The organism is Streptomyces sp. NPDC053426 (genome assembly GCF_055585405.1).
In genome coordinates this window covers 117,963-143,055 of sequence record NZ_JBVJKE010000012.1, presented here as the reverse complement: position 1 = coordinate 143,055, position 25,093 = coordinate 117,963, and the positions used below count along the sequence as shown (strand labels likewise).

Sequence of the window (25,093 nt, the reverse complement as noted above, 5' to 3'; positions counted from 1 at the left end):
GCTGTTTTTCCCTTCTGCCGGGGGGGGGGGGGGGGGGGGGGGGGGTGGGTTCCCCCCCCCCCCCCCCCCCCCCGGGACGGGACGGGAAGGGGCGGCGGGGGCGAGAAAACCCACGCCCACACACCCGCGTCAGCGTTCCAGCAGCATCCGCTGCAGCTCGCGGGCCGCACGGGGCGGGGCCACATCACTGCGATGGGCCAGGGCGATGGCCCGGTACAGTCCCGGCCGCGCCAGCGGAGTGACCCGCAGCCCGTGCCCCGACCGCGCCGCCACCATCCGCGGCACCACCGCCACCCCCAGCCCCGCCCGCACGAACCCCAGCACCGCGTCCATCTCCCCGCCCTCCACCGCGAACTCCGGCTCGAACCCCTCCGCCCGGCACGCCGCCACGGTCAGCTCGCGCAGGTCGTAGCCGTGCCGGAACATCACCAGCCGTTCGCCCTCCAGATCGGCGACGCGCACGGTGCGCCGGCCCCGTCCCGGCCGCGGGACGTCCGGGGAGGAGACGACCACCAGGTCCTCGCGCAGCAGCTCCACCGTGGTGAGCGCGGGGGAGGGCGTCGGCAGCGGCAGCACCACCAGGGCGAGATCCAGCGCACCCCGCGCCAGCTCCCGTACCAGATCGTGCGAACCACCCTCCTCGATCAACAGCCGTACGCCCGGATACCGGTCGTGGAAGGCGCGCAGCACGTCCGGCAGCAGCCCGGTGCACAGGCTCGGCGTCGCCCCCAGCCGCACCCGCCCGCTGCGCAGCTGCGCCACCTCCTGCACCTCGTGCCGGGCGGTGTCCGCGTCGGCGAGGATCCGCCGGGCCAGCGGCAGCAGCGCCTCGCCCGCGTCGGTCAGCGTGATGTTCCCGCGCGCCCGCCGGAACAGATCCGCCCCCAGCTCCCGCTCCAGCGCCTTGATCTGCTGCGACAGTGACGGCTGCGCGACGTGGACCAGTTCCGCGGCCCGGGTGAAGTGCCGGGTCTCGGCGACGGTCACGAAGTACTGGAGCTGCTGGAACTGCATGGCCTCATCATAGGCTGGCTCTATCGAAACGAGCCGCACCATGTCTTGGACCGATGAGGCCCTCCGGCCCTAGCGTCTGGTGACATGGCTCTGGCAACGCGGACGGACCGACGGCCGTCCATGGCACGCACCGTGTGGGACTCGACCGTCGGCAAGAAGACGGTGATGGCGGTCAGCGGCATCGTCATGCTGCTCTACCTGGTCGCCCACATGATCGGGAACCTGAAGATCTTCTTCGGTGCGGGCGAGTTCAACCACTACGCCCACTGGCTGCGCACCGTCGGCGAACCGTTCATGCACTACGAGTGGACGCTGTGGATCATCCGCGTCGTCCTCGTCGTCGCCGTGATCGCCCACGCCGTCTCCGCCTACCAGCTCAGCCGCCGGGACATCAAGGCGCGCCCCAGCAAGTACGTGCACAAGAAGGCGCGGGCGAGCTACGCCACGCGCACCATGCGCTGGGGCGGCATCATCCTCGCCCTGTTCATCGTCTGGCACCTCCTCGACCTGACCACCGGCACCGTGCACTCCGGCGGCTTCGAGACCGGCAAGCCCTACCAGAACGTCGTGGACACCTTCTCCACCTGGTACGGCAACGTCATCTACATCGTCGCGATGCTCGCCGTCGGCCTGCACGTCCGGCACGGCTTCTGGAGCGCCGCCCAGACCCTCGGCGTCGGCAGCCGCACCCGCGACCACGCCCTCAAGACCACCGCCAATGCCCTCGCGCTGCTGCTCACGGCCGGCTTCCTCGCCGTACCCGTGGGCGTCATGACCGGAGTGGTGAGCTGACCATGACTTCCTACACCGAGTACGCGACCGGCGAGCCGGTCACCGACACCAAGGCCCCCGCGGGACCGGTCCACGAGCGGTGGGACAAGCGCCGCTTCGAGGCCAAGCTGGTCAACCCCGCCAACCGGCGCGGCAAGACCGTCATCGTCGTCGGCACCGGCCTCGCGGGCGGCTCCGCCGGCGCCACCCTCGCCGAACAGGGCTACCGCGTCGTCCAGTTCTGCTACCAGGACTCCCCGCGCCGCGCCCACTCCATCGCCGCGCAGGGCGGCATCAACGCGGCCAAGAACTACCGCAACGACGGCGACTCGGTCCACCGGCTGTTCTACGACACCGTCAAGGGCGGCGACTTCCGCTCCCGCGAGTCCAACGTGCACCGTCTCGCACAGATCTCCGTGGAGATCATCGACCAGTGCGTGGCCCAGGGCGTGCCCTTCGCCCGCGAGTACGGCGGACTGCTCGACACCCGCTCCTTCGGCGGCGTCCAGGTCTCCCGCACCTTCTACGCCCGCGGCCAGACGGGCCAGCAGCTCCTCCTCGGCGCCTACCAGGCGCTCAGCAGGCAGATCGCCGCCGGCAACGTCGAGATGCACCCGCGCACCGAGATGCTCGACCTGATCGTCGTCGACGGCCGGGCCCGCGGCATCGTCGCCCGGGACCTGATCACCGGGAAGATCGACACGTACTTCGCGGACGCGGTGGTCCTGGCGAGCGGTGGCTACGGCAACGTCTTCTACCTGTCGACCAACGCCATGAACTCCAACGCGACCGCCGTGTGGCGGGCGCACCGGCGCGGCGCCTACTTCGCCAACCCCTGCTTCACCCAGATCCACCCCACCTGCATCCCGCGCACCGGCGACCACCAGTCCAAGCTGACGCTGATGAGCGAGTCGCTGCGCAACGACGGCCGGATCTGGGTGCCCAAGGCCAAGGGCGACACCCGCCCGGCCCACCAGATCCCCGAGGACGAGCGCGACTACTACCTGGAGCGCGTCTACCCCTCCTTCGGCAACCTCGTCCCCCGCGACATCGCCTCCCGCGCCGCGAAGAACGTGTGCGACGAGGGCAGGGGAGTGGGCCCCGGCGGCCAGGGCGTCTACCTCGACTTCGCCGACGCCATCAAGCGGATGGGCCGGAAGGCCGTCGAGGCCAAGTACGGCAACCTCTTCGACATGTACCAGCGGATCACCGACGAGGATCCGTACAAGGTGCCCATGCGGATCTACCCCGCCGTGCACTACACGATGGGCGGACTGTGGGTCGACTACGACCTCCAGACCACGATCCCCGGCCTGTTCGCCGTCGGCGAGGCCAACTTCTCCGACCACGGCGCCAACCGGCTCGGCGCCTCCGCGCTGATGCAGGGCCTGGCCGACGGCTACTTCGTCCTCCCGGCGACCGTCAACGACTACCTGGCCCGCAACCCCCACCAGGGGGAGGTCACCGACGAACACCCGGCGGTGCAGGAGGTGCTGGCCGAGACCGAGGACCGGCTCAACCTGCTGCTGTCCGTCGACGGCGACCGCACCCCCGACTCCTTCCACCGCGAGGTCGGCGAACTCATGTGGGAGTTCTGCGGGATGGCCCGCACCGACTCCGGGCTGCGCAAGGCGCTGGAGCGGATCCCGCAGATCCGCGAGGAGTTCTGGCGGCGCATCAAGGTCCCCGGCACCGGCGAGGAGTTCAACCAGTCGCTGGAGAAGGCCAACCGCATCGTCGACTACCTGGAGCTCGCCGAGCTGATGTGCCTCGACGCGCTGCACCGCTCCGAGTCCTGCGGCGGCCACTTCCGCGAGGAGTCCCAGACCCCCGACGGCGAGGCCGCGCGCCGGGACGAGGAGTTCTCCTACGCCGCCGCCTGGGAGTTCACCGGCACCGGCGAGGCTCCGGTCCTGCACAAGGAAGACCTGGTCTTCGAGTACGTCCACCCCACCCAGCGGAGCTACGCATGAAGCTCAACCTGCGCGTCTGGCGGCAGAAGAACGCCGACGCCGACGGCGCCATGTCCACGTACGAGGTGGACGGCATCTCACCCGACATGTCCTTCCTGGAGATGCTCGACACCCTCAACGAGGAGCTCATCCTCAAGGGCGAGGACCCGGTCGCCTTCGACCACGACTGCCGCGAGGGCATCTGCGGCGCCTGCTCGCTCGTCATCAACGGCGACGCCCACGGGCCCGAGCGCACCACCACCTGCCAGCTGCACATGCGGTCCTTCGAGGACGGCGACACCATCGACGTCGAGCCGTGGCGGGCGTCCGCCTTCCCGGTCGTGAAGGACCTGGTGGTCGACCGGTCCGCCTTCGACCGGATCATCCAGGCCGGTGGCTACATCACGGCGCCCACGGGCGCCGCGCCGGAGGCCCATGCGACGGCGGTGCCGAAGCCGGACGCGGATCTCGCCTTCGAGCACGCGGAGTGCATCGGGTGCGGGGCGTGTGTCGCGGCGTGCCCCAACGGGGCGGCGATGCTGTTCACCTCCGCGAAGGTCAATCATCTCAATGTGCTGCCGCAGGGGGCGCCCGAGCGGGAGACGCGGGTGCTGGACATGGTGGCGCAGATGGACGAGGAGGGATTCGGGGGGTGCACGCTGGCCGGCGAGTGCGCGACCGCTTGCCCGAAGGGCATTCCGCTCACCTCCATCACCGGGATGAACAAGGAGTGGTTGCGGGCCACTCGCAAGGTGAGCAAGCGGTAGCGCCGCTTCGGTACGCCGGTTGCCGGGGTGCGGCCGCGTCGTGGTCGATCGCGCCCACGCGGCGCGGCCGCGTATCGGTACAGCCCCGCGCCCCTGTCGGGGCGCTTCAGTGAACGTTCGCCGAGAAGGTGCGGACGGGCGGGGTCAGGAGAGGTGCTCTTCCTGGCCCCGTCTCGCTTTTCGTTCCTGGCATTCAGCATCTCCACATCCGTACTCCCGGCTCCGGTCACGTACACGCCAACCCCGGTCGGGAGAACAGGGGTGTCCCCACCCCCGCTCCGGCGCGTGATCAGGAGAGAGCCATGACCGGCGTGCTGACCGTCGACCACCCCCCGAAGCCCACCGCACCCTCCCGCTACACCGTCACCCTCGCCCGTGACGAGGAGGACGTGCGTGCCGCTCAGCGGTTGCGGTACGACGTCTTCGCGGGGGAGATGGGCGCCCTGCTGTCCGGCTCGCAGCCGGGGCTGGACGTCGATCCGTTCGACGCGTACTGCGACCACCTGCTGGTGCGGGAGGAGGTGAGCGGGCAGGTCGTCGGCACCTACCGGCTGCTGCCGCCGGAGCGCGCCGGGATCGCCGGACGGCTGTACGCGGAGGGGGAGTTCGACTTGTCGGCCCTCGACGCCATACGGCCGTCCCTCGTCGAGGTCGGCCGTTCCTGTGTGCACCCCGACCACCGTGACGGGGCGGTCATCGGGCTCATCTGGGCCGGCATCGCCCGCTACATGACCGACCGCGGCCACGCCTGGCTGGCAGGCTGCTGCTCCGTCCCCCTCGCCGACGGCGGCGCGCTCGCCTCCGCCACCTGGGACCGGGTGCGGGCGGGGCACCTCGCGCCGGAGGAGTACCGGGTACGCCCGCTGCTGCCCTGGGTGCCGAGGACCTCGGCACCCGCCGCCCCCGGTGAGCTGCCCGCCCTGCTGCGCGGTTACCTCCGGCTCGGCGCCTGGGTCTGCGGCGAGCCCGCGCACGACGTGGACTTCGGTGTCGCCGACCTCTACGTGCTGCTGCCGATGAACCGGGTCAACCCCCGCTATCTGCGGCACTTCCTCTCCCTCGTCCCCGCCTGATGAGCGTCTGGCTGCCGAGCGCGCCCTGCACCCCGCGGGGCTGTGTGGAACCGACGGCGTCCGCGGCGGCCGTACCGCTGGCGGTGCTGCGGCTGGCGGCGGTGGGCCTGCTGGTCCTCGCCGGGATCGCGCTGCTCCCGCTCGGGCGGCGGATCCCGGCCGGCGCGGTGCGCCGGTGGTGCCGGTGGATCGTGCGGGCCGCCGGGGTCCGGGTCCGTATCGCCGGGACCGCCGTGCCCACGGGCGGACTGCTGCTCGTCGCCAACCACATCTCCTGGCTGGACGTGCCGCTGCTCGCGGCGGTCCGTCCGGCCAGGATGCTGGCCAAGGCCGAGGTACGGCGCTGGCCCGTGGCGGGGGCGCTGGCGGCGCGCGGCGGCGTGCTGTTCATCGACCGTGACCGGCTGCGCGCCCTGCCCGGCACGGTCACCGCGCTCGCCGGGATTCTGCGCGGCGGCGCGGCGGTCGCGGCGTTCCCGGAGGGCAGCACCTGGTGCGGCCTGGCCCGGGGGCACTTCCGCCGCGCGGTCTTCCAGGCGGCGCTGGACGCCCGGGTGCCGGTGCAGCCGGTGCGCATCAGCTACCGGAGCGTGCGCGGAACCCCGGCCACCGCGCCGGCCTTCGTCGGCGACGACACGCTCCTCGCCTCGCTGTGGCGCGTGGCGTCGGCCCGTGGCGTGGTCGCCGAGGTCGAAGTGCGGGCTCCCATCCCGCCGGGGAGCCACCTCGACCGCCGGGCCCTGGCGCGCGCGGCGCAGCCGGAGGCGGTGGCGGGACACGAGGGCGGTCGCCCCGGGTGAGCACTGTGGAAAATTAAGCACCTTTTATCGCTTTTGTACCGTTTTCGGTGGGCGATCCGGGAGAACCCGTGAGGGGCGACCTTCGAAAGGAGGGTGATGGAAGATGATCACCCGCGAAGAGATCTCGATCCTGCTGGATCATCCCGTCTACGACGGGGACGGGAACAAGGTAGGCGACGCGAAGCACGTCTTCCTGGACGACGCCAGCGGACGCCCCGAGTGGGTGACCGTCAAAACGGGCATGTTCGGCTCCAAGGAGTCGTTCATCCCCATCCGTGACGCCGCCCTGGTGAAGGACCACCTCGAGGTCCCCTACCGCAAGGACAAGATCAAGGACGCGCCCAACGTCGACATCGACGCGGGCGGCCACCTGTCGGTGGAAGAGGAACACCGTCTGTACGACTACTACGGCATCGACTGGGACTCGGTGCTGGCCGAGCCCGGCGAACGCGACCGGGCTCCTGGTATGGGCACCGCCGGTACGGCGGGAGCGGCCGGCGCGGCCGGTGCGGCGGGCATGGCCGGCCGTCGGGGCGACGCCTCCCGGACGGCGCCGGGTGCGGCCGGTACGACCGGTGCGGCCGGTGCGGCCGGAACCGCGGGCACCGCGGGCCGCCGGAGCGAGGCCCGGACCCGAGGGCGCGGCGACGACGCCATGACCCGCTCCGAGGAGCACATGCGCGTCGGTGTCGAGCGGCACGAGGCCGGACGGGCCAGGCTGCGCAAGTACGTGGTCACGGAGGAGGTCCAGCAGACCGTGCCGGTGCGCCACGAGGAAGTCCGCGTGGAGCGTGAGCCGATCACGGACGCCAACCGCGGCGATGCCATGTCGGGCCCGGCCTTCAAGGAGGACGAGCACGAGGTCACGCTGTACGAGGAGCGCCCGGTCGTGGAGACCGAGGCGGTGCCGGTCGAGCGGGTCCGGATGACCACGGAGGAGAAGACCGCTGACGAGACCGTCCGCGGCCGGGTCCGCAAGGAGCGCATCGAGGCCGAGACGGAGATGGACGAGAAGTCCGGCCGCCGCGGCCGTGACGTCCCCAAGCGGGGCCGCGGCGAGTGACCCCACCCCCTCCCAGCGGCGCGCCGGTGCGACAACCACCGGCGCGCCGCCACGCGCCCCCCACCCACCGCGACTGGCCTCCCCACCCTCCGCGTGCGGCCGCGCACCCGCTCGCTCTCCGCGGGCAGTCGTGCCGCAGGGCGGCACGGGTGGGCGCGACGGCACCCGTGAGCACCGGGCTGCGCGACACCTCCCGCCCGCACCGACACCGCTCACCGGCGCTTGCCGGGTGCCTCCCCCACTCTCGGCTTCGCTCGAGCGGGAGGGACCCCCATGAGCGGGAGGTACCCCCACCGCCCTGGGAGCACCTCCCAGGCCTTTGAGGAACTGGGGGAGGCACGACTGCCCGCAGCTACGGCGGTATCACTGCCCGCGGCTGTGGTGGTGGGTGGTGCGACACGCACATGGGCACGTACGTGCGTCTAGGCTCGGGCGTGTGACCGATCGCAACAAGTTGCCGCTGGCCGTGTTCGACCTCGACAACACCCTCGCCGACACCGCGCACCGGCAGCGCTTCCTGGAGCGCAGGCCCCGTGACTGGGACGCCTTCTTCGCCGCCGCGCCGCAGGACCCCCCGCTCGCCGAGGGCATCGCGCTGGTCCGGAAGAGCGCGCGGGAGTGCGAGATCGTCTACCTCACCGGACGCCCCGAGCGCTGCCGCCGCGACACGCTGGACTGGCTCGCCGCCCAGGAACTGCCCGAGGGGGACGTGCACATGCGCGGCAACGCCGACCGCCGGCCGGCCCGCCACACCAAGCTGGCGGTCCTGCGCCGCCTCGCCCGCACCCGGGACGTCCGCGTGTTCGTGGACGACGACGAGCTGGTCTGCCTGGACGCCCGCCGGGCCGGCTTCACCGTCGTACAGGCCCGCTGGACGGCCCCGTCCGGCGAGCTGGAGGACGCGCAGGAGCGCGAAGGCCGGACCTGACCCCGCCCGGGCCCGGACTCGGGCTCAGTCCGCCCCCTCCAGCCGGAAGCCGACCTTCAGGCCCACCTGCCAGTGTGCGACCTGCCCGTTCTCGATCTGGCCGCGCACCTGGGTCACCTCGAACCAGTCCAGATTGCGCAGGGTCTGCGAGGCGCGTTCGATGCCGTTGCGTACGGCCTGGTCGACGCCGTCGGGCGAGGTGCCGACGATCTCCGTGACCCGGTAGGTGTGATTCGACATACAAGTGCTCCTCTCGCCTCACTCCACCGTGCCCCACACCGCCGCGGAGCGCGAGGCGTCGGCCCCGTTCGCCTGACGGCTTGACCTGAGCATTGGTCCATACCAAGATGCTGGGGACCCGCCCGAGCTCCGCTCGCCCCCCACGTCGGGACCCGCCCTGTCCGTCAGACAGAAACAGGACCCCTCGTGAAACGCCGTCTGCTCGCCCTTGTCTGTGTGTCCGCCTCCCTGCTCAGCGGCTGTGGGCTGATGCCCGGCGATGCCGAACGGAGCACGGTCACCGTGTGGCTGATGCGGCACAGCGCCTCGCAGGAGTACCTGGACCGCTTCACCGAGGAGTTCGAGCGCGAGCACCCCGACCTCGACCTCGACATCCGCATCCAGGAATGGACCGGCATCGGCGAGAAGGTGCAGAAGGCACTGGAGACGGGCGGGGAGGACGGCCCCGACGTCATCGAGGTCGGCAACACCCAGGTCGCCGCGTACGCGGAGGGCGACGGACTGCTCGACCTCACCCTGGAGTCCATGCGCGACTGGGACCGGGAGGACTGGCTGCCCGGTCTCGCCGAACCCGGCCAGTGGGGCTCCCAGCAGTACGGCATCCCCTGGTACGCGGCCAACCGCGTCGTCATCTACCGCAAGGACCTCTTCCGGCAGGCCGGCATCACCGCCCCGCCGAAGACCCGCGACGAGTGGCTCACCCTCACCGAGGAGCTCGACACCGGCGGCAACCAGGGCATCTACCTCGCCGGACAGGACTGGTACACGCTCGCCGGCTTCATCTGGGAGGAGGGAGGAGACCTCGCCAAGGAGCGGGACGGCGTCTGGCGCGGCGCGCTGGACAGCCCGGAGGCGCTGCGGGGCATGGAGTTCTACCGCCGGCTCCAGGCACTCGGCGACGGGCCGGTCGACGCCGACGAGGAACACCCGCCGCAGGCGGGCGTGTTCGCCGAGGGCAAGGTCGCCCAGATCGTGGCCGTACCGGGGCTGGCGAGCGCCATCCTCAAGCAGAACCCGGAACTCGAGGACGAGCTGGGCTACTTCCCCGTCCCCGGCAAGGACGCCGACAAGCCCGGCGCCGTCTTCACCGGTGGCTCCGACCTCGTGATCCCGGCCAAGACCGACAGCAGGGAGGGCGCCATCGAGGTCGTCGCCGCGCTCACCGGCGCGAAGTGGAACACCGACCTGGCCCGCACGATGAACTACGTCCCCAACAAGGCCGGACTCGCCGAGTCGGTGAAGGGGGAGGAGGGGGTCGCGGCCATGGCGGCCGGAGCCGCACAGGGCCGGGCGACCCCCATCACACCCCAGTGGAGCGCGGTCGAGGCGGACAACCCGATCAAGGAGTACATGACCAAGGTGCTCACCGGGTCCGACCCGGTCACCGAGGCCGAGCGCGCCGCGCGCCGCATCACCGAGGCCCTGGCCTTCGATTAGGGGGTGTCGTCTGGATCAGGCCGGCTCCGGTGAGCGGTGTCCTGCGGCTGGGCCGAGCGGGGTCCGGTGGCGGGGGCCCCTCCCGTGCATGGGGTCCCCCCCGCTCGAGCGAAGCCGAGCGGGGGAAGCCGAGCGTGGGGGAGCGGTGCCGGACCGCGCGACCCCGGCAAGATCCCGACGACGCCCCTGGGGCGACGCGCGGCCCGGCGGCGCTCCCGTCAGCGCGCGACGCTCAGCGACAGCGCGAACCGCGCCTCCCCGTCCGTCCACCACCGGGCCGGCTCCAGCCCGGCGGCCGACAGTTCCTCGCGCACTCCGTCCTGACGGAACTTCGCCGACACCTCGGTGCGCAGTTCCTCACCCGCCGCGAAGTCCACGACGAGTCCCAGTGAGGGGATCTTCACCGTCTGCGCGGTACGGGAGCGCAGCCGCATCTCGATCCACTCGTGCCCGGCGTCCCACAGCGCCACATGGTCGAAGGCGCCCGGGTCGAAGTCGGCGCCCAGCTCCCGGTTGATGACGGTCAGGACGTTCTTGTTGAACGCGGCCGTCACACCGGCCGCGTCGTCGTAGGCCCGGACCAGCACCCGCTCGTCCTTCACCAGGTCCGTGCCCAGCAGCAGGGCGTCGCCCGGGTCGAGCAGGGCGCGGACGGAGGCGAGGAACGCGGCGCGCTCGGCCGGCAGCAGATTGCCGATGGTGCCGCCGAGGAACGCCACCAGCCGCGGCCCCGGCGTGTCGGGCAGGGTCAGCCGGGCGGTGAAGTCGGCGATCAGCGCGTGCACGTCCAGTCCCGGCCGCTCGGCGGCCAGCGCCCGCCCGGCGAGCGTGAGGGCGCTCTCGCTGACGTCGACGGGGACATAGGTGTGCAGCCCGGTCAGGGCGTCGATCAGGTGCCGTGTCTTCTCCGAGGAGCCGGAGCCCAGTTCGACCAGGGTGCGGGCACCGGACGCCGCGGCGATCTCACCGGCGCGGGCGCGCAGGATCTCGCGTTCGGCGCGGGTCGGGTAGTACTCGGGCAGTGCGGTGATCTCCTCGAAGAGTTCGCTGCCCCGCGCGTCGTAGAACCACTTGGGCGGCAGCGTCTTGGGGCTGCCGGTCAGGCCCTCGCGGACGTCGGCGCGCAGGGCGGCGTCGGTGGTGTCCTCGGGCAGGGTGCGGGTGAGGTGGAACGGACTCACGTGAGGGGCTCCTTGAGCGGGGTCAGCAGGACGTCCGTACGGCTCGCCGCGAGCAGGGTGCGGTCGGGGACCTCACGCCAGTGCGGATCGTCGTCGTAGGGCTCGGAGGCCACGACGGTGCCGCCGCCGGCCCGGGTGAGGTACCACAGCGTGTCGCCCCAGGCGGTCGCCGTGACGGTGTCGCCGTTGGTGAGCAGCAGGTTGAGCCGGGCGCCGGGGGCCGCCGCGGCGACCTCCAGGACCGTGTCGGCCAGTGCCTGCCCCTCCTCGTCGCCGGCCCGCAGCCGGGCGAGCACCAGCGCCCACACGAACGCGGAGTCGTTGCGGGCCTCCAGCGACAGCACGTCCTCGGCGGACAGGGACGCCACCAGCGGCGCGAGCGGGCCCGGCCAGCCCGGCACCGCCCCGTTGTGGCTGAACAGCCAGGTCCCGGCGGCGAACGGCGCCGCCGCGGCCTCCGCGTCGGCACCCGACAGGGTCGCGTCCCGTACGGCCGCGAGCAGCGCCCGGGTCCGTACGACACGGGCGAGATCCGCGAACGACAGGTCCGCCCATATCGGTCCGGCCCGCCGGTACCGGGCCGGCACCGGATCGCCCTGCGCGTACCAGCCCACGCCGAAGCCGTCGGCGTTGACCGTGCCGTACCGCTGCCGCCGGGGCGCCCAGGACTGCCGGTACAGACCGTGCGGCGGCTTCACGAGCAGCTCGTCCAGCGGCTCCTCGGGCCCCACGTACGCCACGTGACGGCACATCAGACGTCCTCCGAGCGCGCCGTGCGGAACCCGGAGAAGATCTGCCGCCGGATCGGCAGGTCCCAGTTGCGGAACGTGCCCCGGCAGGCCACCGGGTCCACGGCGAACGAACCGCCGCGCAGCACCTTGTACTCCGGCCCGAAGAACACCTCCGAGTACTCCTTGTACGGGAACGCCCTGAACCCCGGGTACGGCAGGAAGTCGCTCGCCGTCCACTCCCACACGTCGCCGATCAACTGCCGTACCCCGAGCGGCGACTCGCCGGCCGGGTAGCTCCCGGCGGGCGCCGGGCGCAGATGCCGCTGGCCGAGGTTGGCGTGCTCGGGCGCGGGCTCGGCGTCGCCCCACGGGTAGCGCATCGAGCGGTCGCCGGCCGGGTCGTACCGGGCCGCCTTCTCCCACTCGGCCTCGGTGGGCAGCCGGCGTCCGGCCCAGCGGGCGTAGGCGTCGGCCTCGTACCAGCACACGTGCAGCACCGGCTCGTCGGGCGGCACCACCTCGGTGACACCGAACCGGCGCCGCAGCCACTGCTTGCCGTCCCGGCGCCAGAACAGCGGCGCGGTGAGGGAGTTGCGGCGGATGTGCGCCCAGCCCTCGGCCGTCCACCAGCGGGGCTCGTCGTAGCCGCCGTCCTCGATGAACGCCCGGTACGCGGCGTTCGTCACCGGAGTGGTGTCGATGCGGAAGGGTGCCACCTCGCGCCGGTGCGCGGGCCGTTCGTTGTCCAGCGCCCACGGCTCGTCCGAGGTGCCCATGGTGAACGGGCCGCCCGGAACCAGGACTTCGGCCGGGCCCGTGAACAGCGGCACCGGCTCCGGGTCCGGGGCGGTCAGGACCTGCGGTCCCCTGCGGAGCTGATGGGTGATCAGCATGGTCTCGTCGTGCTGCTGTTCGTGCTGCGCGATCATCCCGAAGGCGAAGCCCGCCTCGGTCAGCCGCGTCCCGTGGAACGCGGCCCTCTCCAGCACGTCCAGCGCCCGGCCGCGCACGTCGGCCGCGTACCGGCGGGCCTCCTCCGGCGGCAGCAGCGGCAGCTTCGGGCGTTCGGCGCGCGGGTGCTCGAAGGCGTCGTACAGGGTGTCGATCTCGGGCCGTATCGCCTCGTGGCCGGCGACGGCCCGCAGCAGCCACTGCTCCTCCTGGTTGCCGATGTGGGCGAGGTCCCACACCAGCGGCGACATCAGCGGCGAGTGCTGGGCGGTCAGGTCGGGCCCGTCGACGCAGCTGGTGAGCAGCGTGGTGCGGTCCCGTGCGGTGATCAGCGAGGCGACCGCGCGCTCGCGCAGGGCTTCGGCGTCGAGGGCGGGGTCGGTCATGAGGGGGTGTCCTTCCCGTGCGGGTGCGTGGGGCGGGGGCGCGCGCCGTGGGCCGTCGCACGCAGCTCGTCGAGCGAGTCGTCGGCCGGGCAGCGGCCCCGGGCGACGTACCGGTCCCGGTACGCCTCGACCGCGTCGACCACCTCGGTGGTGGCACCGAGCCGGGGCAGGGCGCGCAGCGCCGCCGCGAAACAGCCGGCGGCCACCTCGCGCAGCTCCGGGTCGGCCAGGCCGACCCGGGCCGCGTCCCGCCAGAGCGGATTGTGCGGCGCGGGCATGCCGTGCGCCCGCTCGGCCAGCGGCTTCACCGCCCGGTAGGCGGTCTCGGCGGCCTCCGGGTCGTCGAACAGCGCCGTGACCACGGCCAGCGGCACGATCCAGCCGTCGTCACCGGGCTGCGCGTCGATCATGCGCAGCTCCAGATGGCCGCGCGGTCTCACCGGCGGGAACAGGGTCGTGACGTGGTAGTCGAGATCCTCCCGGGTCGGCGGGCCGGGCGTGCCGGACCTGATCCACTCCCGGAAGGCGAGCTCCCGGGGCACCTCCCACGGCCCGCCGTCACGCCGTACGCACATCACCGGTGAGTCCAGGACGTGCCGGGCCCAGGCGCCGCGCGGGTCGGCGTCCAGGACGGGGGCGCCCGCCCGGCCGGTGCCGATCTGCGTCCAGCGGAGCTGCCGCGTGGACAGCCAGCCGGTCGGCCGGCCGTCGGCGATCGGGGAGTTGGCGAACGCGGCGACCAGGACCGCGCCGAGCTGGTGCGCCAGCCACCAGCGCCGCACATGGCCGAGCGGGCCGGGCTCCTCGTACCCGGCGTCCACGCACACCTGCACGGAGGCGGTGGCGCGCATCATGGCCCGGCCGGCGGGGCCGGCGCGGTCGAGACAGGCCTCCATGGCGTCGTACCGCGGTTCGCGCAGGAACCGGCGGGGGGTGTGCCAGGGGTCGTGGCCGAGGCCGGCGAGGACCAGATCGTCCTCGCGCAGTACCGCGCGGACGGCGTCGAGGTCGGCGGAGACGGTACCGACGCACTCCATCAGGGAGGCGGCGGGCGGCGAGCTCAGCTCCAGCTGGCCGCCGGGCTCGACGGTGAGCGCCGACCTCAGGGGCACGGTCCGCAGAGCGGCGTAGGCCGCTTCGAGTCGTTCGGGTGACACGGGGAGCCGCGGGTCCCGCAGCTCGTGGACGAGCCATTCCACCTCGACCCCGAGGCGGCGCGGCGGTCCGGTCTTGAAGCAGATGCCCCGTACCAGGGCTTCCACCTCGGCTTCTGTGACGGCGGTACGCGGCTCCACACAGCCGCCTGCCGAATCGGACATGTCGGGATCCTCCTGAGATTCCACCATGTCACCGGCCCGGAGCCTCTCCGCTCCCGGCCGGCGTCAACCCGTCCACCCAAAACCTTCGCGTCGGCGGGCACAAGGGTGCCTGGCGGGGCGTTCCGGTTCGGTCATCCTTTCGTCCGGCCTGTTCCCGGGCGGTTTCCCGCCCGTTTCCCGGGCCTTTTGGGAGGCGGAAACTCCGTTGCGCCGCTTCACCAGCATCGCTCAGGATGCCTGCATGAGCACGACGAGCGAGACCGCGCGGCGCGTGGTCACGGCGGCTACGGGGGTGGCGCCGTGAGCGCGCGCCTGCGCGGCATCGCCCGCGAGACCGAGCAAATCGTGGCGGCGGGCGCCTACCGCGCACCCGGCGGCCACGAGGTGTCCGTCGCGGCGGCGATCGAGGCCGCGGCCCGCGGCACGCGGACGTACGGGCCGCAGCCGGTCCCGTTCCCGGTTTTCCGGCCGGCCGGCACCCGGTTCGAGGTCACCGGCGAGAGCAGCCTGGAGGCCGCCCGGCGGCTCGCGGACACACTCGCGGACCAAGTGGCCGTACTGAACTTCGCCTCCGCCCGCAACCCCGGCGGGGGATACCTCAACGGCGCCCAGGCCCAGGAGGAGGCCCTGTGCCGCGCCTCCGCGCTGTACACCTGCCTGCTGCGGGCCGCCGGCTTCTACGACCACCACCGCGCCCACCGCGACCCGTTCTACACGGACCGCGTGATCCACTCACCCGCCGTGCCGGTCTTCCGCGACGACCGCGGACGCCTCCTCGACGAGCCGTTCACGGCCGGTTTCCTCACCTCGCCCGCGCCCAACGCGGGAGTGATCCTGCGCACGGCGCCGGAGCGGGCGGACGAGGTGCCGCACGCCCTGGTGGTACGGGCCGGGCGGGTGCTGGAGACCGCGGCCGCCCACGGCTACCGGCGGCTCGTGCTGGGCGCCTGGGGCTGCGGGGTGTTCCGCAACGACCCCGCCCACGTGGCGGCGGCGTTCCGGTCGCACCTGGAGCCGGGCGGACGCTTCGCGGGAGCCTTCGCACACGTGGTGTTCGGCATCCTGGACCGCACCCGCGACAGCGCGGTCCGCGCCGCGTTCGAGCGGACCTTCGCGGACCTGCCGCCCGGGCCGGCGGGGATCAGCTCCAGCCGTACCGCTCCCGCAGCCGCTGACGCACGAGGTTGAACCGCATCCGGTCCAGCGCGCACGCCTCCCGGCGCATGCCCTCCTCGTGCAGCCGCAGCACCCGGTCCACGTCGACCCACGAGTCGCGGCCCGACCGGTCCCACGGCCCGCTGCCGATCGGCACCCACTCCCGGTCCCCGTCGTGCCGCCTGCTCGACAACTGCACGGCGAGGAAACTCCCGGCCGCCTCCCGGGCGACGACGAGCACCGGACGGTCCTTGCCCCGGCCGTCGTTCTCCTCGTAGGGCACCCAGGTCCAGACGATCTCCCCGGGGTCGGGGTCACCGTCGTGCGCGGGCGAGTACTCGGTACGCACCCGGCCCACCTCACGGGGCGCGGCCTCGACGGTGGCGTAAGGGCCGTGGCGGCCCGGTGCGTTCTCAGGGCTGAAGGCGGTCACAGGCGTACCGTACGGCACCCCTCGCACGGCCGACGGCCCCGGCCACCTCCCGCACCGGCACGGCTCCGCCCCCGACCGCGAGGCCGGGGACACCGGCAGCGGCCCACCGCGCGCCGACCGGTCCGCGAACGACCACTGCCCGGACCCGCAGGTGCCGGTCCCGCCGACGACCACAGCACCGCCCGCCCGCAGTCGCTGCCCGCCGTGACCGGCAAGAACTCGCCCCGGCGGCCGAACGCGGCCGACTCACCCGCCACGTCCGCGCCACCCTCCATCGCGACCGGCACCCCGAGCGGCGGCAGCCGCTTCCCGGCGGCCGGTCGCCGGACCGTCGCCCCGGCCTCGGCGAGCGCGGCCCTGCGTCCGTACGGTCCGGAAGGCGTGCGGGGAGGACCGGGGCGCCCCGATCCGTCCCAGGGGCCGCTCGACGGGCGCCCGCGAGGTCTCCCGGCGGCCGACGGCCTCCACGGCAACCTCCGTGGAGCGGTGGGGGAACGGCCCCGGCGCGGGCCCCGGCCGGGGGCGCGCCGCGTACGCGGTCGCCGGTTCAGCCCGGCTCGGACAGCCCCGTGAGTTCCCGGCCCGTGACCATCTCGGCCTCGACCCGGACGAACACCCCGTCGTGCATCGGCATCCACGAGCGGGGCCCGGTCCGCAGCAGACGTTCGTGTTCGGCCGGGTCGGTCACCACGGCCGCCCGGCCCGTGACCACCACGCTCCAGCCGGACCGGCTCCCGGCGTCGAAGTCGTCGGCCTCGAAGGCGACCACGACGCCGTCGATCGCCCGGACCAGATCGGACGCGGCGGAGGTGCACAGCACCACGGAGGCGTCCGTGTCCAGGGCGAAGTTGACGGGGAGGACGGCGGGCAGCGCCTGCCGGGTGTAGACGACGCGACCGACCGGCACCTTGGCCAGCAGGCGCAGGCACTCCTGGCGGTCGAGCGACCGGAAGCCATCGCTGTGGATCATTCCTCCATCGTCGGCGGCGGACCCCCGCCGGGCTAGGGCCGGACGGCCCTGATGACCCTCGGCCCCGGCACACGGGCCCCGCGGGCGGACCCCCGGGGACGGCCGTCGTACGCCTCCGCTCCCGGCCGTCACGGTCGCGCGCAAGCAAACATGTCTGACCCTCCCGCGCGGGTGGAACCCGGGGGACATGGGCAAGACCGCGCTGATCGTCATCGACATGATCAACACCTACGACCATGCGGACGCCGGCCGTCTGATCCCGTCCGCCGAGTCGGTCGTACCGGTCGTCTCCGCCCTGCTGGAACGGGCGCGGCGCCGGGACGTGCCGGTGATCTACGTCAACGACAACTTCGGCGAATGGCGCTCCCACCACGGCGAGCTGCTCGACAAGGCCCTGGCGGGACCGCACGCGCGCCTCGTGGAACCGCTGCTGCCGGACGACTCCTCGCTCTTCGTCGTCAAGGCACGGCACTCGGTCTTCTTCGAGACCCCACTGGGCTATCTGCTCAACCAGCAGGGCATCGACCGGCTCGTGCTGTGCGGCCAGGTCACGGAGCAGTGCATCCTGTACTCGTCGCTCGACGCGCACATCCGCCACCTCGACGTCACCGTCCCCCGTGACGCCGTCGCCCACATTCACGCCGACCTCGCGGACGCCGCCCTGCGGATGATGGAACGCAACATGGGCGCGCGGGTGTGCGACAGCGACGAACTGTGGAAATGACGCGCCGCGCCGCGGATCCGCGGGCCGACACCGGTCCCATGAGCCGTACCCCCGTCCCGCCCCGCGAGGTCCGCCCCTACCTCGACGAGCTGGTCCACCGCACGCGCGCTGTCTGCGGCCCCCACCTGGTGAGCGTCCTCGCCGTCGGATCCCTCGCGCTCGGCGACTACCGGCACGGACGCAGCGACATCGACGTGACCGTCGTGGTGGACCGCTCGCTTCCCCGGCGTGCCCTGCCCGAACTGGCCGGGGCGCTGGCCCACCCCGCCCTGGCCTGCCCCGCGGCCGGACTGGAACTGGTCGTCTACCCGGCCGATCTCGCCGGCCGCCCGTCCGGCGGGGCGGGGTACCTCATGGACCTCAACACCGGACCGTCACTGCCCGAGCGGGTCAGCCACGACCCCGGGGAGGCGCCCGCGTTCTGGTACGTCCTCGACCGTTCCATCGCCCACCAGGCAGGCCTGTCGCTGTTCGGCGGGCCTGCACGGGACGTGATCGCCGCACCGGAGCGGGCCGACGTGCTCGCCGCGCTCCGCGCCTCCGTGCGGGAACACGCCGAGGGCGAGGGGCACATGGCCGACAACCGGGTGCTCAACGGCTGCCGCTCCGTGGTGTACTGCCGCACCGGCCGCTGGTTCGCCAAGCGCGGGGCGGCCGGGATCGTCGCCGCCGCGGAGGCGGAGTTCCGGCCACTGATCACGGACGCGCTGCGCAGCTTCGAACGCCCCCGTGAGTCCGCGCTCGCGCTGCCCGGGGCGGCGGTCGGGCACTTCCTGGCCTGGGTGGCCGGCCGCGTGGACGAGGCCGCCGCGGCCGAGGGCGGGCACGACGCCCCGGCCTGACATCCGCCCGCGCGCCGCCCGCCGCCCCCGGATTTAACGGCTCGACAGCCGTCGGCCCCGCTGTCTAGGATCTTCGGCGCGGCATCGCGTGTCGGTCACCGGCCGGGTGAGGCATGGAGGCGCCGCGGATGCCCGTGGAGGCATTGCCATCGTGTCAGTCGAGTTCAACCACACCATCGTTCTCACCCGTGACCGGGAGAAGTCCGCCCGTTTCCTCGCCCACGTCCTGGGCCTGGAGGTCGGGGAACCGGCCGGAATGTTCCTGCCGGTGACGACCGCCAACGGAGTCACCCTGGACTTCGCGACCGTCGACATCGACATCCCGGCGCAGCACTACGCGTTCCTCGTCTCCGAGGACGAGTTCGACGCGATCCTCACCCGGCTCGTGGACGCCGGGATCCCCATCCAGGCCGATCCGCACGGCAGGCACCCCCGCCGCATCAACCGCAACGACGGCGGTCGCGGCGTGTACTTCCGGGACCCGGCGGGCCACGGCCTCGAGGCCATCACCCTCCCGTACGGCACCGATCCGGCCTCGCCGCTGAACGGCGTCACCGAGGAGGTTCCCGGAGCCGCGTAGCCGTACGGCCGTGCAGCCGGGGCGGGGACGGGTGTGCTCCACACGCCCGTCCCCGCCCGGTCGGTTTACGCGGCGCGCAGCGGGCTACGCGACGGACACGGGGAGTCCAGGCCGGCCACGTACCGGGAGGTGCCCATGACCATGCGGATACGGGACGTGATGTCCGCGGACACCGCGTCCGTCGAGCCCATGACGACGGTGGCGCGGGCCGCGCGCCTGATGCGCGAGCAGGACATCGGCGATGTCCTCGTCGCGTACGACTGTGATCTGTTCGGTGTGCTCACCGACCGCGACATCGTGCTGAGGGGTGTCGCCGAGGGGCGCGATCCGGAGGCCACGACGGTCGGTTCCCTGTGTACGCGTCCGCCCCTGGTGACACTCGATCCCGAGGACACCACCGATCACGCCGTGGAGTTGATGCGGCGGTATGCCGTCCGGCGGCTTCCGGTGGTGGAACGGGGTGGCTGTCCGGTGGGGGTGGTGAGCCTCGGGGACCTCGCCACGACGGAGGATCCGCACTCCGCCCTGGCGGACATCAGTGCGGCGGCGCCCACGCACTGAGCGCGGGTTTTCCTCACCCCCGCCGCCCCTACCCGTCCCGACCCGGGGGCTCTGCCCCCGGACCCCCGCTCCTCAAACGCCGGAGAGGCTGATTCTGCTGTTACCCGTCCACCGTGAGCGCGCACGTCCAGCCGTACGGGCCCGGATGGATCCGTAGTTCCTCCCAGGCCACGGCCGTCGGCATCCGGCCGGTGACCCGTACGTCCGTCAGCGCGGCCACCGCCAGGCGTATGTCGAGACCGTCGTCGGTCTCGTCCGCCTCCACGTCGACCGGTACCTGGCCGTACTCCTCCAGCCGGTACAGGATCTCGTCCAGCAGCGCCGCCAGCAGATCGTCGTCACTGGCCCCGGCCAGCCGGACGCGGCCCACATCCGTCGGCCGCACCCCGGAGACGTCGGCGAAGCACTCCACCATCGCCGCCACCGCCTCCGCCAGACAGTTCTCCCGGTTCGCCGCCCACGCCTCGATCCGGAACTCGTCCTCCTGCGCCACCGCCCGGTGCCCGCTCTCGTCCGGCCGCCGCGCCTGCCCGTAGTCGCTCGTGTCACCGACCATGGAACTCGCCTGCCCGACGACCGCGCACCCATGCCGGGCACCGGGCGCTTCGAGTGCCGGAGAGCGGGGTACACGGGTGCGGACCAGGTACTTCAGGTGCCGTCTCCGCTGCGGAGGGAGGGCATCCGCCATGCGGTTCCGTGATCGCCGGCAGGCCGGCCGCGAACTGGCCGCACGACTGCGGGAGAGGCAGGACGAGGGAGCCCTGCCCGACCCCGTCGTGCTGGCCCTGCCCCGCGGCGGTGCCGCCGTGGCCGTCGAGGTCGCCGGGGCACTGGACGCCCCGCTCGACGTCCTCGTCGTACGGAAGATCGGCGCCCCCTTCCACGAGGAGTTCGGCGTCGGCGCGATGGCCGGCGACGGGGTTCCGCTCCTCGACGAGGACGCCCTGCGGCGGCTGGGCATCGACGAGGCCGACCTCGCGCCCGTCGTCGAGCGCGAGCGCACCGAGCTGCGCCGCCGCGAACAGCGCTACCGCCAGGGCCGCCCGCCTCTCGACCTGCGCGGACGGACCGTGATCGTCGTCGACGACGGGCTGGCGACCGGCTCCACCGCCCGCGCCGCGCTGCGCGCCCTGCGGGCGCAGGACCCCGGACACCTCGTGCTGGCCGTTCCGGTCGGCTCGACGGAGGGCGTCGCGCTGATGCGCTCCGAGGCCGACGAGGTGGTGTGTCTGCACGAGCCGGCCGCGTTCATGGCCGTGGGCCAGTGGTACGAGGAGTTCGACCAGTTGACGGATGACGACGTCCTGGACGCGCTGCACCAGCGGCAGTCCCGGTAGGGCCCGTCCGGCGGGTCATGCGGGGGTTCGGGATCCGGCACGCCCGGCCGCGGCGCCGCCGCCGGCCGCCGACTCCCCACGCCCGGCTGCGCTCGCGAGGGAGGAACCCCAGCACGTCGACGTACTCCTCCGCCTCGCGGCCACACGCACCGGGCCCCGCTCCGTCCGGCCGCGAGACGCCGCCGTTCTTCTCCGGGCTGGTCGTCGGGCAGGTTCTGGCCGGGGCTCGGACGAGCCCGTCCGTGCGCGGTGTCGCGATCTGTTCGGGGGAGCGGTCCAGTTCCGTTGCGAGACGCCGCCGTTCTTCTCCGGGCTGGTCGTCGGGCAGGTTCTCGCCGGGGCTCAGACCACTCCGTCCGCGCGCAGTGCCGCGATCTCCTCGGGGGAGCGGCCCAGTTCCGTCAGGATCGCCTCCGTGTGCTCGCCCACGGCCGGTACCGGGTCCATGCGGGCCGGCAGGCCCGCGAGGTCGGCGGGTGGCAGCAGCGCCTCCACGGTTCCGCCCGGTACCGCCACCTCCCGCCGGCGGTCGCGGGCGGCGAGGACCGGGTGGTCGAGGAACGCGGCGACGTCGTTGACCCCGGCGCAGGCGATGCCGGTCGCCTCCAGATCCTCGAGCAGCTCATCGGCGTCCGCCCGGGCGAAGCGTTCGGCGATGACCGCGTTCAGCTCCTCGCGGTGGGCCACCCGGTCGGAGTTGGTGGCGAAGCGCGGATCGTCGGTCAGCTCCGGCCGGCCGAGGAACTCCGCGCACAGGGCCGCCCACTCGCGCTCGTTCTGGACGGAGAACAGCACCTCGCGTCCGTCGGCGGCGCGGTAGGTGCCGTACGGGGCGATGGTGGCGTGCTGCGTGCCCAGGCGCGGGGGCTGGGCACCGCCGTAGCGGGTGTAGTAGGCGGGCTGGCCCATCCACTCGGCGAGCGCCTCGAACAGGGACACCTCCACCGGGTGCGCCGTGCCGGTGGTCGCGCGGGTGTACAGGGCGGTGAGCACACCGCTGTACGCGTACATCCCGGCGGCGATGTCGGCGACGGAGATCCCGGTGCGGGCCGTCTCCTCCGGGGTCCCGGTCAGCGACACCAGCCCGGTCTGGCACTGCATCAGCAGGTCGTACGCCTTGCGGTCGGCCCAGGGGCCGCTCGTGCCGTACCCGGAGATCGTGCAGGGGATCAGCCGGGGGTAGCGGCGGGTCAGCTCGTCGGTCCCGAGGCCGAGGCGGCCGGCGGCGCCCGGCGCGAGGTTCTGCACGAACACGTCGGCGTCCCGGAGCAGCCCGTGCAGGATCGCCCGGCCGCGCGGGTCCTTCAGGTCCAGCGTGAGGGATTCCTTGGAGCGGTTGATCCACACGAAATAGCTGGAGTGGCCGTGCACCGTCGTGTCGTACCGCCGCGCGAAGTCCCCTTCGCCCGGCCGCTCCACCTTGATCACACGGGCTCCGAGATCGGCCAGCTGCCGGGTCGCGTAGGGCGCGGCCACCGCCTGCTCCACACTGACCACCGTGACCCCGGACAAGGGGGGTTCGTGCATGTCCGCGCCTCCTGTCTGCTCCGGCCTCGATCGGTAAGGCCGGGGAGGGGTGGCTGTCAACGGCCGCCCCGCCCCGGCCGTTCACCGGCCGGCCCGGCTCCACGGAGCGTCAGCGGGCCTGCTGCGGGAGACGATGCGGGCGCCGCGGTCGTCGACGGCACGGACTTGGAGCGAACCGCAGCCGCAGCGGGTCCACACCGTGCTGCCCGCCGCGGTGCCGTGCCGGGAGACCACCTGGAACGGCTCGGCGTCGTCCGGCCACCCGCAGTACGGGCAGGACGTGCCGGTCGTGCCCGTGGCGCCGGTCGTGCTGGTCATGGTGACTCCTTGGATCCTCGATCACGTGGGTGCACTGTCGATTGTCGCGACACGGCAAGGGTGCTTCGTCCCCTCCGTGCGCGTCCAGGTTGACTTTGTGCACGCCATCGTTAAGCGTGGGCTTCATGATTGACCTGCGCAGGCTGCACGTCCTCAGGGCGGTGGCCCACTACGGCACGGTCACCGCGGCCGCCCGCGCGCTGCACTTCACCCCGTCCGCCGCCTCCCAGCAGATCCGTCAGCTCGCCCGTGACCTGGACGTCGACCTGCTGGAACCGCGGGGGCGCGGGGTACGGCTCACCCCGGCCGCCGAGAGCCTGCTGGCGCACGCCGACGCGATCCAGGCGCGCTGGGACCAGGCCGAACTGGACCTGCGCGCCGACCACGGCGCCCCGGCCGGGGTGTTGCGAGTCACAGGCTTCCCGGTGGCGATCTCGGTGCTGCTGGCGCCGATGGCCGCCCGGCTGGGGAAGCGTCATCCGCGGTTGTCGGTGCGAATCGCGGAGGAGGAGGTGACGCGGAGCTTCGACCTGCTCTTCGAGGGGGCCGTCGATCTGGCCGTCGTCGAGTCCACCCCGTACAACCCGCCGCTGAGCGACACGCGGTTCGACCAGCAGCCGCTGCTGGACGACCCGTTCGACCTGGTGGTCCCGGCGGGGCATCCGCTGGCCGGGCGCGAGCGGACCGACCTCGCCGAGGCGGCGCGCGAGCCGTGGGTCGTGCCGGTGCCGGACAGCCCCTGCCGGCCGCATGTGCTGGCCGCGTGCGGCGCGGCCGGCTTCTCCCCGGACGTCGTCCACCACGCCTGCGACTGGAACGTCACCGCCCATCTCGTCGCCCACGGCCTCGGCGTCGCCCTGATCCCGCGCCTCGCCCGTCTCGCCCCGGACCTGCCGATCACCCGTGTGCGCTGCACCGGCAACCCGCACCGCAGGCTGCTGACCTGCACCCGCGGCGGCAGCCACGCCCGCCCGGCGGTCTCCGCCGCCCTGCGGGAACTGCGCGAGCTGGCCCCTACGGCGGTCGCCTGAGAGCGCGGGACGGCGTCCGTGCCGCGCGGGGCGTCCGTGGGAGCCTGCGCAGGGCATCCCGTGCGGAGCCCACCGGGGAGGCGCCGGCAGGGGGGCGCCCACCGGTGTTCCGGGCGGCGTGTCGTGCCGGCGTGCTACCGCCCCGGTGCCCCCGCCCGCAACCCGTCCATGACCAGGTCCAGCAGCCAGGTGGCGCGCGGCTGCCAGTTCTCGGCGGGGTCGAGCTGCCAGAGGCCGCCGATGGCGAGGACGAGGTCGTCCGCGGTCACCCCCGGGCGGATGGATCCGGCCTCCTCGCAGCGGCGCAGCAGGAGTTCCGCCGCCTCGGTCACCGGGCTGTGTCCCGGCTTCGCCGGGCTCCCCGGTCCGCTGGTGGCCTGCCGGATGGCGTCGGCCAGCCCGGCCTTGGCCATGGCGAAGCGGGCCAGCCCGTCCATCCACTCGCGCAGCGCGCGGTCGGGCTCCCGCGTGCTCAGCAACTGCGCCGCGCTGTCCGCCACCTGCCGCATCTCGTACCGGTAGATCTCCAGGACGAGTGCCTCACGGCTGGGGAAGTTCCGGTAGAACGTGCCCTGACCGACGCCCGCCTTCTTGGCGATCACGCTCAGCGGGGTGTCCGCCGAGCGCGTGAGTTCGGCGAGGGCCACCTCCAGGATGCGCTCGCGGTTGCGCTGCGCGTCCGAGCGCAGGGGTGCCGCCGTGCTCCGCGGTGTCCGCGCGCACGGGGACGCCTCCTTCTTGTGTCCCACTGGTCCTCCTCCCGGGCCGTGACCGAAACCCGTCCTTGCTAACCGGACAGCTGTCCACTACGTTTTCGGAGGTAACGGACAGCTGTCCGCTTCGGGTCCATCGTATCGGCGGACACGGACGGCGCGGGACACCCGGTGGCATGCCCCCGACCACCGGTGTGTTCCCGGCCCGTCCCCCTCTTCCGCATGGTCCCGAACGCCCCACATTCCGTACAGCCCCATGTCATCGACTCGTTCCGCCTTCCAGATCCGT

At 73.1% G+C, this 25,093-nt stretch carries 27 protein-coding genes; 15 read left to right on the top strand and 12 right to left on the bottom strand.

The features are described from left to right. Positions 1-129 precede the first annotated feature (129 nt). Positions 130-1,014, bottom strand: a complete 885-nt coding sequence (locus tag ACZ62B_RS24515) for a LysR family transcriptional regulator (RefSeq protein WP_344556948.1) — start codon at positions 1,012-1,014, stop codon at positions 130-132. Between the two features lie 120 nt (positions 1,015-1,134). Between ACZ62B_RS24515 and ACZ62B_RS24510 the strand changes: the two genes are divergently transcribed. From ACZ62B_RS24510 to ACZ62B_RS24480, 7 genes are all read left to right on the top strand, one after another. Then, on the top strand, positions 1,135-1,806 hold the full coding sequence (locus tag ACZ62B_RS24510) for a succinate dehydrogenase (protein WP_344556950.1): 672 nt from the start codon (positions 1,135-1,137) through the stop codon (positions 1,804-1,806). A 2-nt stretch (positions 1,807-1,808) separates the two neighbouring features. After that, positions 1,809-3,758, top strand: a complete 1,950-nt coding sequence (locus tag ACZ62B_RS24505) for a fumarate reductase/succinate dehydrogenase flavoprotein subunit (RefSeq protein ID WP_468727761.1) — start codon at positions 1,809-1,811, stop codon at positions 3,756-3,758. Beyond that, positions 3,755-4,504 (top strand): succinate dehydrogenase/fumarate reductase iron-sulfur subunit, encoded by a 750-nt coding sequence (locus ACZ62B_RS24500; RefSeq protein WP_344556954.1) that lies wholly within the window; start codon positions 3,755-3,757, stop codon positions 4,502-4,504. Before ACZ62B_RS24505 ends, ACZ62B_RS24500 begins: the two co-directional genes overlap by 4 nt. 302 nt (positions 4,505-4,806) lie before the next feature. Continuing rightward, on the top strand, positions 4,807-5,577 hold the full coding sequence (locus ACZ62B_RS24495) for a GNAT family N-acetyltransferase (RefSeq protein ID WP_468886071.1): 771 nt from the start codon (positions 4,807-4,809) through the stop codon (positions 5,575-5,577). After that, on the top strand, positions 5,577-6,377 hold the full coding sequence (locus tag ACZ62B_RS24490; RefSeq protein ID WP_468886073.1) for a lysophospholipid acyltransferase family protein: 801 nt from the start codon (positions 5,577-5,579) through the stop codon (positions 6,375-6,377). The genes ACZ62B_RS24495 and ACZ62B_RS24490 overlap by 1 nt, the downstream gene beginning before the upstream one ends. 103 nt (positions 6,378-6,480) lie before the next feature. Further along, positions 6,481-7,440: a PRC and DUF2382 domain-containing protein gene (locus ACZ62B_RS24485; protein ID WP_344556959.1), complete on the top strand. Its 960-nt coding sequence runs from the start codon at positions 6,481-6,483 to the stop codon at positions 7,438-7,440. Between the two features lie 436 nt (positions 7,441-7,876). Continuing rightward, on the top strand, positions 7,877-8,368 hold the full coding sequence (locus ACZ62B_RS24480; protein ID WP_344556960.1) for a phosphatase domain-containing protein: 492 nt from the start codon (positions 7,877-7,879) through the stop codon (positions 8,366-8,368). Between the two features lie 24 nt (positions 8,369-8,392). On the opposite strand, the gene ACZ62B_RS24475 is transcribed toward ACZ62B_RS24480, so the two are convergent. Further along, positions 8,393-8,608, bottom strand: a complete 216-nt coding sequence (locus ACZ62B_RS24475; protein ID WP_073935241.1) for a dodecin — start codon at positions 8,606-8,608, stop codon at positions 8,393-8,395. Between the two features lie 186 nt (positions 8,609-8,794). Here ACZ62B_RS24475 and ACZ62B_RS24470 point away from each other — a divergent pair, with 186 nt between their 5' ends. Continuing rightward, the gene (locus ACZ62B_RS24470; RefSeq protein WP_344556964.1) at positions 8,795-10,045 is read left to right on the top strand and encodes an extracellular solute-binding protein; all 1,251 of its coding nucleotides are present in this window, start codon (positions 8,795-8,797) and stop codon (positions 10,043-10,045) included. A 218-nt stretch (positions 10,046-10,263) separates the two neighbouring features. Here the strand turns inward: ACZ62B_RS24470 and egtD are convergent, their stop codons facing one another. From egtD to egtA, 4 genes are read right to left on the bottom strand one after another with little or no spacing between them, the layout of a single operon-like run. Further along, the gene (gene egtD / locus ACZ62B_RS24465; protein WP_344556966.1) at positions 10,264-11,226 is read right to left on the bottom strand and encodes an L-histidine N(alpha)-methyltransferase; all 963 of its coding nucleotides are present in this window, start codon (positions 11,224-11,226) and stop codon (positions 10,264-10,266) included. After that, on the bottom strand, positions 11,223-11,978 hold the full coding sequence (gene egtC / locus ACZ62B_RS24460) for an ergothioneine biosynthesis protein EgtC (protein ID WP_344556968.1): 756 nt from the start codon (positions 11,976-11,978) through the stop codon (positions 11,223-11,225). The genes egtD and egtC overlap by 4 nt, the downstream gene beginning before the upstream one ends. Then, entirely contained in the window at positions 11,978-13,294 is a 1,317-nt protein-coding gene (gene egtB / locus ACZ62B_RS24455) for an ergothioneine biosynthesis protein EgtB (RefSeq protein WP_344556970.1), read from the bottom strand. The genes egtC and egtB overlap by 1 nt, the downstream gene beginning before the upstream one ends. After that, positions 13,291-14,613 carry an ergothioneine biosynthesis glutamate--cysteine ligase EgtA gene (gene egtA, locus ACZ62B_RS24450; protein WP_344556972.1) on the bottom strand — a complete coding sequence of 441 codons (1,323 nt, stop codon included), beginning with the start codon at positions 14,611-14,613 and terminating at the stop codon, positions 13,291-13,293. Before egtA ends, egtB begins: the two co-directional genes overlap by 4 nt. Before the next feature lie 300 nt (positions 14,614-14,913). Here egtA and ACZ62B_RS24445 point away from each other — a divergent pair, with 300 nt between their 5' ends. After that, the gene (locus ACZ62B_RS24445) at positions 14,914-15,801 is read left to right on the top strand and encodes a TIGR02452 family protein (RefSeq protein ID WP_469692059.1); all 888 of its coding nucleotides are present in this window, start codon (positions 14,914-14,916) and stop codon (positions 15,799-15,801) included. On the opposite strand, the gene ACZ62B_RS24440 is transcribed toward ACZ62B_RS24445, so the two are convergent. After that, complete coding sequence (locus ACZ62B_RS24440) at positions 15,755-16,201, bottom strand: type II toxin-antitoxin system PemK/MazF family toxin (RefSeq protein ID WP_030863986.1); 447 nt, start codon at positions 16,199-16,201, stop codon at positions 15,755-15,757. The genes ACZ62B_RS24445 and ACZ62B_RS24440 overlap by 47 nt on opposite strands. A 547-nt stretch (positions 16,202-16,748) precedes the next feature. Then, positions 16,749-17,171 carry a pyridoxamine 5'-phosphate oxidase family protein gene (locus tag ACZ62B_RS24435; protein WP_344556978.1) on the bottom strand — a complete coding sequence of 141 codons (423 nt, stop codon included), beginning with the start codon at positions 17,169-17,171 and terminating at the stop codon, positions 16,749-16,751. A 187-nt stretch (positions 17,172-17,358) separates the two neighbouring features. Here ACZ62B_RS24435 and ACZ62B_RS24430 point away from each other — a divergent pair, with 187 nt between their 5' ends. From ACZ62B_RS24430 to ACZ62B_RS24415, 4 genes are all read left to right on the top strand, one after another. Then, entirely contained in the window at positions 17,359-17,895 is a 537-nt protein-coding gene (locus tag ACZ62B_RS24430) for a cysteine hydrolase family protein (protein WP_344556980.1), read from the top strand. Positions 17,896-17,933: 38 nt separating this feature from the next. Next, positions 17,934-18,737 (top strand): nucleotidyltransferase domain-containing protein, encoded by an 804-nt coding sequence (locus tag ACZ62B_RS24425; protein WP_468882438.1) that lies wholly within the window; start codon positions 17,934-17,936, stop codon positions 18,735-18,737. Between the two features lie 151 nt (positions 18,738-18,888). Continuing rightward, positions 18,889-19,317: a VOC family protein gene (locus ACZ62B_RS24420; RefSeq protein WP_344556983.1), complete on the top strand. Its 429-nt coding sequence runs from the start codon at positions 18,889-18,891 to the stop codon at positions 19,315-19,317. A 135-nt stretch (positions 19,318-19,452) separates the two neighbouring features. Continuing rightward, entirely contained in the window at positions 19,453-19,878 is a 426-nt protein-coding gene (locus ACZ62B_RS24415; protein ID WP_468727793.1) for a CBS domain-containing protein, read from the top strand. A gap of 100 nt (positions 19,879-19,978) precedes the next feature. Here ACZ62B_RS24415 and ACZ62B_RS24410 read toward each other — a convergent pair whose 3' ends face one another. Next, a complete protein-coding gene (locus ACZ62B_RS24410) occupies positions 19,979-20,434 on the bottom strand; it encodes an archease (protein ID WP_468727797.1) in 456 nt (151 codons plus the stop codon). Positions 20,435-20,564: 130 nt separating this feature from the next. Here ACZ62B_RS24410 and ACZ62B_RS24405 point away from each other — a divergent pair, with 130 nt between their 5' ends. After that, positions 20,565-21,215, top strand: a complete 651-nt coding sequence (locus tag ACZ62B_RS24405) for a phosphoribosyltransferase (RefSeq protein WP_344557005.1) — start codon at positions 20,565-20,567, stop codon at positions 21,213-21,215. 342 nt (positions 21,216-21,557) lie between these two features. Here the strand turns inward: ACZ62B_RS24405 and ACZ62B_RS24400 are convergent, their stop codons facing one another. Together ACZ62B_RS24400 and ACZ62B_RS24395 are read right to left on the bottom strand one after the other, a co-directional pair. Then, positions 21,558-22,742 carry a CaiB/BaiF CoA transferase family protein gene (locus tag ACZ62B_RS24400; RefSeq protein ID WP_344557007.1) on the bottom strand — a complete coding sequence of 395 codons (1,185 nt, stop codon included), beginning with the start codon at positions 22,740-22,742 and terminating at the stop codon, positions 21,558-21,560. An 81-nt stretch (positions 22,743-22,823) separates the two neighbouring features. Then, positions 22,824-23,060, bottom strand: a complete 237-nt coding sequence (locus ACZ62B_RS24395; RefSeq protein ID WP_344557009.1) for a hypothetical protein — start codon at positions 23,058-23,060, stop codon at positions 22,824-22,826. Positions 23,061-23,185: 125 nt separating this feature from the next. Here ACZ62B_RS24395 and ACZ62B_RS24390 point away from each other — a divergent pair, with 125 nt between their 5' ends. Continuing rightward, the gene (locus tag ACZ62B_RS24390) at positions 23,186-24,091 is read left to right on the top strand and encodes a LysR family transcriptional regulator (protein ID WP_344557011.1); all 906 of its coding nucleotides are present in this window, start codon (positions 23,186-23,188) and stop codon (positions 24,089-24,091) included. A 134-nt stretch (positions 24,092-24,225) separates the two neighbouring features. On the opposite strand, the gene ACZ62B_RS24385 is transcribed toward ACZ62B_RS24390, so the two are convergent. Further along, a complete protein-coding gene (locus tag ACZ62B_RS24385) occupies positions 24,226-24,840 on the bottom strand; it encodes a TetR/AcrR family transcriptional regulator (RefSeq protein WP_344557013.1) in 615 nt (204 codons plus the stop codon). Between the last annotated feature and the right edge of the window lie 253 nt (positions 24,841-25,093).